12 protein-coding genes are annotated in these 13,067 nt (G+C 68.2%); 2 read left to right on the top strand and 10 right to left on the bottom strand.

Going from position 1 to position 13,067, the window contains the following annotated elements; translation table 11 throughout:
• Positions 1-122: 122 nt before the first annotated feature.
• The 5 genes from G5C60_RS26095 to G5C60_RS26115 all read right to left on the bottom strand — a co-directional run bounded on the left by G5C60_RS26095 (position 123) and on the right by G5C60_RS26115 (position 5,310).
• Positions 123-434, bottom strand: a complete 312-nt coding sequence (locus G5C60_RS26095; protein WP_165263357.1) for a hypothetical protein — start codon at positions 432-434, stop codon at positions 123-125.
• Between the two features lie 315 nt (positions 435-749).
• Entirely contained in the window at positions 750-1,760 is a 1,011-nt protein-coding gene (locus G5C60_RS26100) for a terpene synthase family protein (protein ID WP_165263358.1), read from the bottom strand.
• Positions 1,761-1,825: 65 nt separating this feature from the next.
• Positions 1,826-3,259: a cytochrome P450 gene (locus G5C60_RS26105; protein ID WP_165263359.1), complete on the bottom strand. Its 1,434-nt coding sequence runs from the start codon at positions 3,257-3,259 to the stop codon at positions 1,826-1,828.
• 287 nt (positions 3,260-3,546) lie between these two features.
• A complete protein-coding gene (locus G5C60_RS26110; protein ID WP_165263360.1) occupies positions 3,547-4,203 on the bottom strand; it encodes an HAD family hydrolase in 657 nt (218 codons plus the stop codon).
• Positions 4,204-4,290: 87 nt separating this feature from the next.
• Positions 4,291-5,310 carry a ScbA/BarX family gamma-butyrolactone biosynthesis protein gene (locus tag G5C60_RS26115; RefSeq protein WP_165263361.1) on the bottom strand — a complete coding sequence of 340 codons (1,020 nt, stop codon included), beginning with the start codon at positions 5,308-5,310 and terminating at the stop codon, positions 4,291-4,293.
• A 340-nt stretch (positions 5,311-5,650) separates the two neighbouring features.
• Between G5C60_RS26115 and G5C60_RS54260 the strand changes: the two genes are divergently transcribed.
• Complete coding sequence (locus G5C60_RS54260; RefSeq protein ID WP_420907412.1) at positions 5,651-5,965, top strand: antibiotic biosynthesis monooxygenase family protein; 315 nt, start codon at positions 5,651-5,653, stop codon at positions 5,963-5,965.
• 154 nt (positions 5,966-6,119) lie between these two features.
• Here G5C60_RS54260 and G5C60_RS26125 read toward each other — a convergent pair whose 3' ends face one another.
• Positions 6,120-6,968 carry an MmyB family transcriptional regulator gene (locus G5C60_RS26125; RefSeq protein ID WP_165263362.1) on the bottom strand — a complete coding sequence of 283 codons (849 nt, stop codon included), beginning with the start codon at positions 6,966-6,968 and terminating at the stop codon, positions 6,120-6,122.
• A gap of 124 nt (positions 6,969-7,092) precedes the next feature.
• Between G5C60_RS26125 and G5C60_RS26130 the strand changes: the two genes are divergently transcribed.
• Positions 7,093-7,833, top strand: a complete 741-nt coding sequence (locus G5C60_RS26130) for an SDR family oxidoreductase (RefSeq protein WP_165263363.1) — start codon at positions 7,093-7,095, stop codon at positions 7,831-7,833.
• A 149-nt stretch (positions 7,834-7,982) separates the two neighbouring features.
• Here the strand turns inward: G5C60_RS26130 and G5C60_RS26135 are convergent, their stop codons facing one another.
• From G5C60_RS26135 to G5C60_RS26150, 4 genes are all read right to left on the bottom strand, one after another.
• Positions 7,983-9,122 carry an XdhC family protein gene (locus G5C60_RS26135; protein ID WP_165263364.1) on the bottom strand — a complete coding sequence of 380 codons (1,140 nt, stop codon included), beginning with the start codon at positions 9,120-9,122 and terminating at the stop codon, positions 7,983-7,985.
• Positions 9,123-9,287: 165 nt separating this feature from the next.
• Entirely contained in the window at positions 9,288-11,474 is a 2,187-nt protein-coding gene (locus G5C60_RS26140) for a molybdopterin cofactor-binding domain-containing protein (RefSeq protein WP_165263365.1), read from the bottom strand.
• On the bottom strand, positions 11,471-12,451 hold the full coding sequence (locus tag G5C60_RS26145) for an FAD binding domain-containing protein (protein WP_165263366.1): 981 nt from the start codon (positions 12,449-12,451) through the stop codon (positions 11,471-11,473). The genes G5C60_RS26140 and G5C60_RS26145 overlap by 4 nt, the downstream gene beginning before the upstream one ends.
• A gap of 12 nt (positions 12,452-12,463) precedes the next feature.
• Positions 12,464-13,067: (2Fe-2S)-binding protein (locus tag G5C60_RS26150; protein ID WP_241267071.1), on the bottom strand; the 604-nt coding region annotated here is incomplete at its 5' end.

Raw genomic sequence — 13,067 nt, forward strand, 5'->3', positions numbered from 1 at the left:
GTCTGTCCACCCGGATGCCGGGTGGACAGACCGTGCTGCCGGGCCTGAGCCGTGCAGCGTGTATTCACGTGGTGCCGCCGACCGGACCAGAGCCGATCAGCGAGCCGAAACGCTGGAGAGCCTCAGTGGGCCGGAGTCGCGGGCTGCTGCACCGGCTGGGCGGGCTTGGCGTCCTCCGGGACGTCCGTCTCCGAGGTGAGGGCGGGCGTTTCCGAGCCGGACACGTAGGGCTTGGCGTGCTTCCCGGTGGAGGTGGACGTCACGGGAGAGGTGGAGTGCGCCTTCTCGGCTTCGGTGGCATCCGGCGCGGTGGTGTCGGCGTGGGCCGTGAAGGCTCCACCGAGGGCCAGCGCGGCGCCCACGACTGAGACGCCCAGCGCGGCGCGAACCCGGCCCGGACGGGAATTGCGGACAGCGGCGTGACGTACTGACATTTTCGTTCCTCGAATCATCGGTCTCAATGGGGCTGACCGCCCGTCATGGATGGCTTGCCATGCGGCGGCCCTCTGCTGGAGGCGCATCCACTCCGACAGACGTCCGAAGGCCTTCGGGGTTGCGGGTCGGGCGAGACTGACGCGTGGGAAATTCAGTGATCTGGGTCACTGAGTCCGGGACCGGTTCATGGGCCGGCAGCCGCAGTCCGCTCAGGCTGAGTCGCGCTGCCGACAGGGTCGTCAGTTCGACTCAGCGCGAACAGCAGTGGGGCGTCAACTGCGGCAACCTTGAGCCACGGTGTCCGAACCGTGCTTTCATCGCTGGTGATCAGTCCATCGAAGGCGAGCGATCCGCGCAGGGTGAAGGTCGTCGACGGCGTATCGCTGGACCGAGGAATGCCATACGAGTTGTCCGCTCAGGTTGGCGGCGATGTTGGACGCGTAGTCGAGTGCGGCGGCGTGAACCAAGTGCGGCACCTCTTGCCTGGTGAGTTCCTCGCGGAGTTCCTGCTTCGCCGCCGCGACGGTGTGGAGGTGGGTTGCGGCCAACGCCGCCACCCGGTCCACGGCTTCCTGCAGTGAGCAGTTCTCTGTGTCCCGGAGGATTGTGACGGCGTTGTACCGATAGCCGACGAGGGTCTCACGACGGACGGAAAAGACGTCGTTCACCATGGCTATGTGCAGTGCTCCGGCCCGGCGCAGTTTGTTCATGGCGCCGCAGGTGCGCACGGAGTCGGGCAGCAGCACGGGAAGGCGCAATTCGTCCAGGTCCCACAGCCAGGGCATCCCCACCGAGTACATCCTCCAGCCGAGGTAGGTATCGAGGTCGGGAACAGTCCCTTCGGCGCTGAGGCGGGCCTCGGTCGCGTAGGAGCGAAGGAACGCCCTGAAGTGTCGTAGGAAGGCGTCGCGCCAGTCAGTGGGTCGTCCGCGGGAGGTCTTCGACCACAGGTCACTCAGTGCCCTGGCGACCGGGGGCCTTGCGGGAACCGACGTGCCTCGCAGTACGTCGCAGAGCTCATCGACGGCTGCCACCCGGGCCGACGGCCTCTCGGTGAGATCGTCCTCGTCGAGTTGGTCGTCGATACGGAAGGTGAGGGCAAGCCACCCAAGACCGGTGATCAGCGTGTCAAGGTCGGCGCGAGGCCACACGTACGCCCCTGACAGGTCGGCCCTGGTACGCCGCATCCTGATGCGTGCCTTGTCGGTCGGCGCCAGGCCATAGGCGTCGATCCACCTCCACATCGCCCGGGACGCCCGCTCCAAGTGCGGATTGCATTCCACCGGAAAAGGGACTTCGAAGAGGGGCATTCTGAAGTCGGTCACGAGGACTCCACTGCTTGAAGTGGGCGCTGGGGTTCAGTCCCCATGTGATGCCGCTCGTCTCCCCATCACCGGCCGATGCGGCGGTTGTGTCCATCGGAGCCCGCTTCGGCCACGAGACCGGCCCGGCGGTGGTACGCCATGGTGAGCACGTCTGGAGTAACCGTCATCACTGCCTGCGGTTGCGGGGTACGGGAAGTGAGCTGGAAGGCGGACCAGATTTGCAGGATGGTTGCCAGGATGATCGTCAGTTCCGCCCACGCGAAGGCCTCTCCTATGCACTGCCGGCGGCCGGCGCCGAAAGCCAGGAAGGAGTTACGGGCCTCTTTGGCGCGCTCAGGGGCCCATCGGTCCGGGTCGAAACACTCCGGGTCGGCGAAGACCTGAGGGTCGTGCTGGTAGAGGTAAGGGCTCCAGACGACATCGGAGCCCGCCGGAATACGGTGCCCTCCTAGGCCAACTGTCCGGGTGGCCGTGCGGGTGGTGAGCCATACAGGTCCGTACTTGCGGATGGCCTCCTGCAGAACCTGGCGGATGTACGGCAGGCGGTCCAGGTCCTCGTGGCGTACCGGCCTCTCCCCGCACACGGCGTCCAGTTCCGTTCGCAGGCGCGCCGTGATCTCGTCGTGCTGGGTCAGCTCGTACAGGGCCCAGGCCAGCGTCGTTCCGGTGGTCTCGATCGCGCCGACGAGCAGAGTGATGACCTCGTCCTGGAGTTGCTGCTGACTGAGCAGGTCCTCGGTTGTGAGAAGGGCCTGGAGCAGTCCTTCGCCCTGCTGGGTGTGATGGGGGCAGTCCCTTGCTGCGGAGACGGCGGCGTCGGGGGCGGCGTGGTGTGATCCGCGGGCGTGGTCGGTGGCCTGGTCGATGATCGCGCGCAGTCGCCGCAGGTTGGCCTCATGGGCCCTGTTGGCGGGCAGTGGCAGACGGGTGACCCAGGGCGGCAGGATCGTCTGGCGTATCGTCCCCCGCATGATCACTGGCATGAGCTGTGTGAACTCGGCCGCCAGGCGATCGGGGAGGTTCGTGCCGAACAGGGCGGTAAGAAAGGCGGCGAGGGTGACCTCGTTCATGTCGGCATAGACATCCCGCTCCTGGCCTTCTCCCCAGGAGCTGACCAGGGCACGGACCTGCTCGACCATGGGATCGGTGCGTGCGGCTATGTGGGCCCTGTTGAACATCGGTTGCAGCCGACGCCGGTTGTGGAGATGGGCATCGCCGTCCGCGATCGTGGCGATGCCGTTGCCGAAGAAGGCCCGAAGGGCATCGAAGACTCTGCCGCCTTTGAGGAAATGGGCCGCGTCGGTGACGAGCATGCGCCGTGCCAGCTCGGGATCGGTCAGGACGTATGCCGGGGTGGGGCCGATGCGTATCCGGACCACGGGGCCGTAGTCACGCAGGGACCGCATGAAGGGAAGGGAATCGCGGGCCAGCTTGTGGCCGTGTCCAATGATGGGTAGGGCGCCGGGCGCTGTAGGGATGGATGTGGGGGGCAAGTTCATGGGTATGTCGCTCCTGGCTGAGCCGTCGGCAGCAGCGTCATCCGCTGAGCAAGCCACTGATGCCGAACCGGGAAGAGACCATCAAGAAACCGTCAAGTCGCCTGCGTGCGGCTGTGGTTGCAGTGGACGCCCCGGACTGGCGAACCCCGCGCCAGTGTTCAAGGCCTTGAGAACACCGCGCGTGCGGCCGGTGGCCCCGGCGACCAGGACAGGACTGGCGTTAGCGGTGGACCATGCTGCTTGGCCACGCGGGGCGGGCGTTCGGCGTGTGGCTGCCGCGAGCAGCGTCAGAGGATGCTGGGCAGACCTGTCAGATGCCGCAGTTCGGCGAGGACTTGGCGGTTGTCACGGAAGTGGACGGCTTGCCAGCCCTGCCGTCGGGCCGCGGCACAGTTGCCTGCGAGGTCGTCGACGAGCACGCAGTCCTCGGGGGTGACACCGGCCGCCTTGGCCGCCAGATCGAAGATCTCCGGGTCGGGTTTGCGGACGCCGACCTTGCATGAGTCGATGAGACAGTCGACCTCGCCGGCCGGGGCGACGATCGCCCGCCAGTACGGCTCCCACTCGACGACGTTGTTCGACAGGATGCCCACGCGGAACCCGTTGTCGCGGGCGTTCCGCAGGGCGCACACCATCACCGGGTTGGCCGTGACGCCGTCGAACCACTGCTCGCCGAAGCCCTCCAGGCGGGCACGGCTCAGATCAAGCTCTGGATGACGGCTCGTCAGGACACGGCGGAGGCGGCGCCCCCACTCGGCCTCGGTGAGGGCGGCGATCTCGACGGGCGCCAGGGTCGGCATGCCCATCTCGTCCGCGACCTCCTTGATAGCGGCCTGAAGTTGCGCGGGCAGAATGCCGGTCTTGCGGTGGTAGGCGTCGTACAACTCGTCCAGAGGCGGCGAGAGTACGCCGCCGAAGTCGAACCAGACCATGGGCAGGGGCATACAGCGGGCCCTCCTGTCAGGGCGATGTGGGATGAAGCAGCAAGGAGTTCGCGCGGCACGACATGCCTGCCGTGTCAGGCGGAGGGTTCAGCAGGCATGGGGCGCCAGGGCCGAGGCAGGGATGAGGAACTGGCCGATGGGGCTGGTGCACCGCAGGGCGACCTCGGCTGTGGAGATCACGGTCTTCTCCTGGAGCATCTCCATACGGAAGACGGCCGCGCCTGGCGTCGCCCGGTCCTCGACCAAATCGGCTTGGCACACGGTGGGCAGTTCGAACTCACCGAACCGTGTGAAGGCGGCCGCGCAGTGCGTCAGCGTCAGCCGCCGGGGCGACAAGCCCAGCAGTTCGTGGGCCGCGTGCAGGGCGGTCTGCCGGTATGCCTCGAAGAACAGCGCACCGGGGATATGGTCGAGCGGGTGGTCGAACAGAGCCGGATGCGCCTGATCGACGATGACCTGGGCCACGACCTGGCGTCCGACGGCTGCCGCCTCCGCCAGGACGACGTTGTCGGGCGAGCGCCGCCCGACCGCGGCAGGGCTGAGCCGGCGGCCACTGGGGTGCGGGCGCGGAGTCTCCAGGTCGAGGGCAGCGCGGCCGCGTTCACGCAGCATGTCCCACGCATCGCCGGGCATCCACTGGATGGTCATGGTCATGGATGCGGCGTCATGGCCGTCGACAGCCAGCCGCATCTCCAGGGTGACGCCGACGAGCTCAGCGCCGCGGTGCTTCTCGCCCGTGATGGTGGCGGTCAGCAGTCCCCGCCCAGGCAGCCGCCCGATCTCCAGCGCTTTGGTGTCGAGGACGGTGAACTCGCCGGAGTTGAAGCTGAACTTGCGGTCCAGCGGGACGGCGCAGTGTTCGTGGGCGACCAGGATGGAGGTCTGCCGGAACACTTCGAGTAACAGAAGCGGGTCGTAGGCGGCGGGAGTCACCAGGTGATCGCTGTAGTAGCTGTGGACGCGTGGCAGTTGCGCCGCGACGAGGAATTCGTTGTCAGAACGGCGCTGAGTATCGGTCAGGAACACCTCGCAGATGGCGGCGCGGTGGACGAGCTGCCGGGAGACGGTTACCGCGTAGGACAGACCATGATTTACCGAAACGGACATGTCTTGGCACTCCCTCGAACCAGGAATGTTGAAAAGAACAGTGGTTCATCTGCGGACCATCATTACGCGTACCAGGGCGGCGCAACCAGGGGATGACAACCCCCGCCATTCGCGCCCATAAGGCCGTGGACCGCACAGTCCCGGCGCGGGCTTTCCCTGCGAGAAAACCTACCTTGTCAAATACGGGCTTGTAAGGTGTGTCGCCGCTGGCCAAGGTGGCTCACGCCACGATGCCGCGACGCGTCGGAGTGGGCGTTCACGACCAAGCGAGCACATCGATCATGCAAGCGCCGATGCCGGGGGCGGCCGGCGGCCGCTCCGCGACGAGCCGAGTCCGCCCGTGCACCATGAGCAGGGAGGCGCTCGATGTCGAGGGCGGCGGGAGGCAAGGGAGTTGAGCGTCCGTCACGGACCGGGTCTTCGCGCGACGCGGCTGGCTACGAACCGACTGTTTGTGCCTGCAGACCGTGCCGACGAATTCGAAGCGCATTTCCGGCACAACATGCGCACCTATCTGCCTGGCGTGAAGGGACTGCGGCGCAGCACGCTCCTACGTCCCGTCAGTGCCGATGATTCCTATGTTTCGATCAACGAGTTCGACAGCGAGGCCGATTTTCGGGCATGGATCACCTCGGACCTTTCACCTCTCCGATGATCTGGTGCTGATTACGGAAGGCTGAGCTTTCCTGGGGCTCTTGCGTGCACACGCGCTCATGCGCCAGTACTTTGCGCCCTCGCCGCCGTCGGCGCACCAATTGCCGAAGTAGTGGTACGTCGCCAACGGCACCGACGACTCACAGAACGTCCACTCATGACTCCTGCTGGTTGAAGATCTGTGTGCCTAGCACGGCGAGTAGTTCCAGTTTGGCGACCGAGTCGGTTCCGACAGCGGCGGTGAACCAGAGCAGTCGTTGCCGTCCGTCCTCGCTGAACAGGTTCAGGCAATTGACCTCAAGCAATCCGAGCTCTGGATGTATCAGGCGTTTTCTGTCGTGGCGTCGGAACGAAACATCGTGCTGGGCCCAGTGTTTGGAGAACTCGGGACTACGGGTGCTCAGTGCCGTGATCATTGCACGGACATCGGGGTCAGCGCCGCGCCGGGCCGAGGCCGCACGAAGGTCGGCCACGAAGGAGCGGGTGTGCTCGGCATGATCCTCGGGCGGGTAGAGCGCTCGCGCTTTCGGGTCGGTGAACCACCGGTACAGGAAGCTCGCGGTCCATCCGGTCGTGGACGGCGGTGGACCGAGCAGTGCACGGGCCGCCGGGTTCTGTACGAGCATGACGCGCAGGTCGGTGACCACCTGGGCCGGTGTGTCCCCCAGGCGATGCATCAAGTCCAGCATCCCCGGGTGGACGTGGTCGGCCGGACTGCCGGACGGGGGCAGCCGACGGCCCGCCAGGGCAAAGAGGTAGTCGCGCTCGTCCCGGCTCAGTCGGAGTGCCCGGGCGAGCGCGGCGAGCATCTGCTCCGAGGGTTGGACGCCCGCCCCGCGCTCCAGCTCGATGTAGTAGTCGACCGAGACACCGGCCAGCTGAGCGACCTCTTCACGGCGAAGACCCAGTACACGGCGGCGCGGCCCGGTCGGTAGGCCGACATCCGCGGGTCGGATGCGATCACGGCGTGACCTCAAAAAGCCGCCCAATTCCGAAAGATTCACACCACCACCCTGACCTGAACGCACTCGGCTTTCCAGGGGTTGCCGACCCCTGAGTAAGCGACCCCTGGTAGCCGGGGGGCTGGGGGACCCATCGTGGACGGCAAACCGTTCAAAGGAGCAACCCGTGAGTGGGAGTACCCCTCGAGTCGCCATCGTGACCGGCGGCTCTCGTGGCATCGGCCGTGAGGTCGCCACCCGTCTGGCCGCGGATGGCCTGGCCGTCGTCGTCGGCTACGTCGGAAACAAGGAGATGGCCGAAGAGACCGTCGCCACCGCGGTCCGGGCGGGCGCCCGGGCCATCGCCGTGCAGGCCGATGTGGCAGACGAGGACGCGGTGGCCGCGATGTTCGACACGGCCGAGCAGGAATTCGGCGGCGTCGACGTGGTCGCGCACGTGGCCGGCAAGATGGTGCTGAAGCCGGTCGTCGACTTCGACCTGGCCGTCCTGGACGACATGCACCGCACCAACATCCGCGGCACCTTCGTCGTAGCCCAGCAGGCAGCACGCCGACTGCGCGCCGGCGGCGCGCTGATCACTTTCTCCTCGTCCATGGTCGTGCAGGCGACGTCCACCTATGGCCCCTATGCCGCCAGCAAGGGAGCGGTCGACGCACTGACCATGATCCTGGCCCGCGAACTGAGGGGCCGGGACGTCACGGTCAACGCTGTGGCCCCCGGCCCGACCGTGACCGACCTGTTTCTGGAGGGCCGGGACCAGGCGACGATTGACCGGCTGGCTTCTCTTGCGCCGTTGGAGCGTCTGGGTACGACGGCCGACATGGGCTCGGTGGTCTCGTTCCTGGCGGGCGAAGAGGGTCGCTGGATCAACGGCCAGGTCGTCTGGGTCAATGGCGGAGCCATCTGAGCTCGTTGTGATCACTGGCGCATCCAGCGGCTCGCTGTCGTGCGCGGCACGTCAGTTTTTTCGCGGCTCCATCCGTCGGATGCCGTGGCCCACTTCGCGTGATTGTTTGCTGCTTGCTCCTCAACTTCGTTCGTCATGTTCGGTGGTGCTTACGGCGCCGTCGCCAAGTCGGGCAGAGGCTGTGCGGGAGGGTGGATGCGGCCGGTGCCGTGCGACAGGGGCAGGCCCGTGCCGCGGTTGGCGTGGGCGATGATCTCTGCGGTGATGGAGATGGCGGTCTCCTCGGGAGTACGGGCACCGAGGTCCAGGCCGATCGGTGAGTGCAGACGGGCCAGTTGCTCCTCGGGCACGCCGGCTTCCCGGAGCAGGTCGACGCGGTGGCCGTGTGTGCGTCGAGAGCCCATTGCGCCGACGTAGCCGACGGGGAGGGCGAGCGCCAACCGCAGCACGGGGATGTCGAACTTGGCGTCGTGGGTGAGGACGCAGACGGCGGTGCGGGCGTCGGTCTCGGTGGCCGCGAGGTAGCGGTGGGGCCAGTCGGTGACGATCTCGTCGGCGTGCGGGAAGCGGGCCTGCGTGGTGAAGACGGGGCGGGCGTCGCAGACTGTGACGTGGTAGCCGAGGAAGCGGCCGGCCTGACTGAGGGCGCCGGCGAAGTCGACGGCGCCGAAGATCAGCATGCGAGGGCGGGGTGCGTGGGTGTGGACGAGGACGGTCAACCTTCTGGGGCAGGTGTCGGTGTCGCCGCCGACCTCGATACGGGCGGTGCGGCCCGCACGCAGGAGCGCGCGGGCGTGCGCCACGACCACCTTGTCCTCGTTCTCACCGCCGAGGGTGCCGTCGTGGGGACCGCCGTCGGGGACGTGGAGGATGCGGCCGAGGAATTCGCCGGGGCCGTCGATGACTTGGGCCACGGCGCAGGAGCGGCCCGCGAGCACGGCCTCCAGGGCGGTGGCGAGGTGCGCCTCGGCGGCGGGCTCCACGCGCTGGACCAGGACCTCGATCTCGCCACCGCAGGTCAGGCCGACGGCGAAGGCGTCGTCGTCGGAGTAGCCGAAGCGGGTGCGCACTGGTGGCCCGCCGTGTGCAAGGACGTGCTGGCACAGTTCGTAGACCGCCGCTTCGACACAACCGCCGGAGACGCTCCCGACCGCGGTGCCCTCCATGTCGACGGCGAGCGCGGTGCCGACGGGCAGAGGTGCGCTGCCACTGACGTGGATGACGGTGGCGAGGGCGAAGGGGCGGGCCCTGCCGTACCACTGGTGCAATGTGTCCGCGATGTTCAGCATGGCAGGCTTTCCGTGAGGTAGGTGCCTTCACTTCAGGGGACCGCCGCCGCGCCTCGGGGGGTGCGGTCGCGGCGGCGGTCCTGGTGTCCGGCGGTGTGCCGTCGCACATCGCCGGACGCTGGGGAGCCCGGGGTGGTCTGGTGAGTGCACCGGCCACCCGGAGGCTCAGAGCAGGGCTTCGGCGGTGATGGGCAGTTCGCGGATGCGCCGGCCGGTGGCGTTGAACACGGCGTTGGCGATGGCGGGCGCCACTCCGACGATGACGATCTCGCCCAGACCCTTCACCCCGATCGGGTCGGCCTCGTAGTCCTCCCCGTCGATGTAGATCGCCTTCATCTCAGGCATGTCGGCGTGGGTCGGCACGAGGTAGTCGGCGAGGTTGGCGTTGACGATCCGGCCGTCGCGGTGGTCGGTGACCGTGTGCTCCAGCAGGGCATGCCCGATACCGCCGGTCATGGCCCCGATGGCCTGGCTGTCGGCGAGCCTCGGGTTGATGATGCGGGCGGCGTCGTACACGCCGACCATGCGCCGCACCCGTACCAGGCCGAGTCGGGCGTCGACGGCCACTTCGGCGAACGTCGCGGCGTAGGCGTAGAAGGAGAACTTCTCCGATTCCGGCGCCCCGGCGTACGAGCCGAGCGCTTCGAGGTGGGTGAGGTCGTTGCGAGCCAGTAGCAGTCGGTACGTCTCCCCGCGGGTGGGCTCGTCCTTCACATACAGCCGGCCGCCGTGTACCACCACATCGGCGGGGGCGACCCCGTACAGCGGTGAGTCCTCGTCCTTGACCGCGAGCGTGATCGCCTGCTTGCGCAGCTTGTCGCAGCCGTCCTGGACGGCGGATCCGACACTGGCCATGGTCCGCGAGCCGTGATGGCCGGGAGCCAGGGGCAGGATGGAGTCGCCGAGCCGGAAGGTCACCTGCCGCATGGTCAGGCCGAGGGCGTCGGCGGCGACCTGGCTCATGGACGTGGCCGTGCCGGGGCCCATGTCGCTGGTCGCGGACTGCACCAGGGCGGTGCCGTCGGCGTCCAGCCTGACCGAGGCCTGGGCCTCGCTGCGTGCGGTGTCGTAGACACCGGAGGCCATCCCCATACCGATGAGCCAGTCGCCGTCACGCGTCGAGCGGGGCTTGGGGCTGCGGCGGTGCCAGCCGAACTCGCGGGCCCCCACGCGGTAGCAGTCGCGCAGGCGGCGGGTGGAGAACGGCAGATTGCTGGACTCGTCGTCGGCGGGTTCGTTGCGCAGCCGCACCTCGATCGGGTCCAGGTCCAGTTCGTGGGCGAGCTCGTCCATGGCCGACTCGACGCAGAACGCGCCGCTGGAGTAGCCGGGGCCGCGCATCCATGTGGGCGTGTTCACGTCCAGCGGTACATGCTCGTACACCTGGCGGACGTTGGGCGTGCTGTAGAGCATCCGGCCGGCGGCGAGAACGTCTTCGCTGTGCCTTTCGTAGCGGGAGGACTCGGTGCGGACGTCGTGCGCCGACGCGGTCAGGCGGCCCCGCCGGTCGCTGCCCAGCCGCAGGTCGTACTCGTATGCGGGCCGGTATCCCACGCCGAAGTACGTCTGCCTGCGAGTGAGGACGAGTTTTACGGGGCGTTTCACCTCGCGGGCGGCCAGGGCCGCGATGGAGGTGTGCACCCAGGTCCGGCCGCCACTGCCGAAGGCGCCGCCGACGGCCGGCGAGATGACGCGGATGCTGTCCGGCGGCATGCCGAACTCTGCGGCCATGGTCTCCACGGTGCCCTGCACATGCTGGGTCTTCTCCCAGAGCGTGAGCTTGTCGCCCTCCCAGCGGGCGACGGTACCGGCCGGCTCCATCGGGTTGTGGTGGTTGCGGGCCATCCGGTACGCCAGATCCAGCTTGACGTCGGCGGCCTCCAGGGCCCCGTCCGCGTCGCCGCGCGCATAGGTCTCGGGATCGTCCGCAGGGTCGGCGGCGCCTATGTCGGTCGAGGGAGGCTGGGTGTCGTAGGAGACCTTCACCAGGCTCGCCGCGTGCTGTGCTACCTCCAGCGTGGTCGCCACCACGACCGCGACGGGCTGTCCGAAGAACCGGACGCGGTCGTCCTGGAAGGGGCGCAGCGCCTCACCCGGTGGATATCCCGGTTCACGGGGCGGCAGCTTGGGCGCGTTGAGGTGACTGATCACCTTCACGACGCCGGTCTGGGCTTCGGCGGCACGGGCGTCGATGCCGGTGACACGGCCGCGTCCGACACTGCTGTCGACGACAACCGCGTGCACCACCCCGTCGAGGCTGTTGTCTCCGGCGTACTTCGTTCTCCCGGTGACCCTCAGCCGTGCGTCGACCCGGGGCACCGCCGCACCGACTGCTGCCTGTGGCTGGCTCACTTGGTGCCTCCTACCGTGCGCAGCTGACGTTCGACGGTGCGTTTGAGCAGCTCGGCCTTGAAGCCGTTGTGCTTGAGGGGACGCGCCCCGTCGGTCGCGTGCTCGGCGGCTTCGGCCCACAGCCGGTCGGAGGGGCGTTCGCCGATGAGGTGGCGCTCGACGGCCGGCAGTTTCCAGGGCACGGTGCCCACGCCTCCGGCGGCGACCTTCGCCTCGCGGATCACTCCGCCGCCGATGTGCAGGGCGACGGCCGCCGAGGTGAGCGCGAACTCGTAGGACTGCCGGTCGCGCACCTTCAGGTAGCCGGATTTCAGGGGGCGCGGGTGGGCCGGGATCTCCACGGCCGTGATCAACTCGCCTGGCCGGATGGCCTGTTCACGGTTCGGGGTGCTGCCCGGCCGGAGCAGGAAGTCGGCGAAGGGCAGGCTGCGTTCACCATCCGGGCCCAGCAGGTGCACGGTCGCCTCCAGTGCCGTGAAGGAGACGGCGACGTCGGAGGGGTGGGTGGCCACGCAACTGTCGGAGGTGCCGAGGATCGCGTGGCTGCGGTTGTAGCCGTGCAGCGCGGCGCATCCGGCGCCGGGCTCGCGTTTGTTGCAAGGGGCGGTCACGTCACGGAAGTAGGTGCAGCGGGTGCGCTGCATGATGTTGCCGCCGATGGTGGCCATGTTCCGCAACTGGGCCGAGGCGCTCAGTTCCAGCGCCTGCGAGATGACGGGGTACAGGGCGCGTACGCCCCGGTGGGCGGCGGCCTCGGACATTCTTGCCAGCGCGCCGATGCGCAGACCCCCGCTCTTGGTGACGATGATCTCGCCCAGGGGCAGGGGGCTGATGTCGACCAGCGAGCTGGGGTGTTCGACGGTCTCGCGCATCAGGTCGACGAGGGTGGTGCCGCCGGCGATGTAACGCCCGCCGCGCCGAGCGGCATCGAGAGCTTCGCGCGTGTCCGTGGCCTTGGTGTAGGTGAAGGGATGCATGGGGATCGGTCCTCACTTCCGGCCGACGGCCTGCTCGACGGCGCGCTCGATCTTCACGTAGCAGCCGCAGCGGCAGAGGTTGCCGCTCATCCACTCCCGGATCTCCTCCGGCGAACCGGTGTGACCCTCCTGGATGCACCCGACGCCCGACACGATCTGCCCCGGCGTGCAGAAGCCGCACTGGAAGGCGTCCTGGTCGATGAAGGCCTGTTGCAGTGGGTGCAACCGGTCGCCCTTCTCCAGACCTTCGATCGTGGTGACCTCGGCGCCCTCCAGTCGCACCGCCAGCGTCAGGCAGGAGTTGACCCGGCGTCCGTCGACCAGCACCGTGCAGGCGCCGCAGGCCCCGGCGTTGCAGCCCTTCTTGGAACCGGTCAGGCCCAGGCGCTCACGCAGCAGGTCGAGGAGCGAGGTGCGGTTGTCGATCGTGACGGTGTGCCGGACGCCGTTGACCGTCAAGGAGACGCGGCTGCCGGGAGCCGCCTCGGCAGCCACCGCCGCCTCGGTGCCGAGCGGAGGCGGCCCGGCGACCAGGCCGCCGGCCACGATCGTTCCGCCGATGGCCGTGCTCGTGGCGATAAAGGTACGTCGCGACGGCGTGGAGGGGGACGCAGGG

Source organism: Streptomyces scabichelini, from assembly GCF_011045015.1.
Lineage (GTDB): Bacteria > Actinomycetota > Actinomycetes > Streptomycetales > Streptomycetaceae > Streptomyces > Streptomyces scabichelini.

Coding starts and splice junctions, on each gene's coding strand:
- G5C60_RS26105 (WP_165263359.1), bottom strand. CDS start 3,259: ATGAACTTGCCCCCCACATCCATCCCTACAGCGCCCGGCGCCCTACCC.
- G5C60_RS26110 (WP_165263360.1), bottom strand. CDS start 4,203: ATGCCCCTGCCCATGGTCTGGTTCGACTTCGGCGGCGTACTCTCGCCG.
- G5C60_RS26145 (WP_165263366.1), bottom strand. CDS start 12,451: ATGCATCCCTTCACCTACACCAAGGCCACGGACACGCGCGAAGCTCTC.
- G5C60_RS26135 (WP_165263364.1), bottom strand. CDS start 9,122: ATGCTGAACATCGCGGACACATTGCACCAGTGGTACGGCAGGGCCCGC.
- G5C60_RS26115 (WP_165263361.1), bottom strand. CDS start 5,310: ATGTCCGTTTCGGTAAATCATGGTCTGTCCTACGCGGTAACCGTCTCC.
- G5C60_RS26095 (WP_165263357.1), bottom strand. CDS start 434: ATGTCAGTACGTCACGCCGCTGTCCGCAATTCCCGTCCGGGCCGGGTT.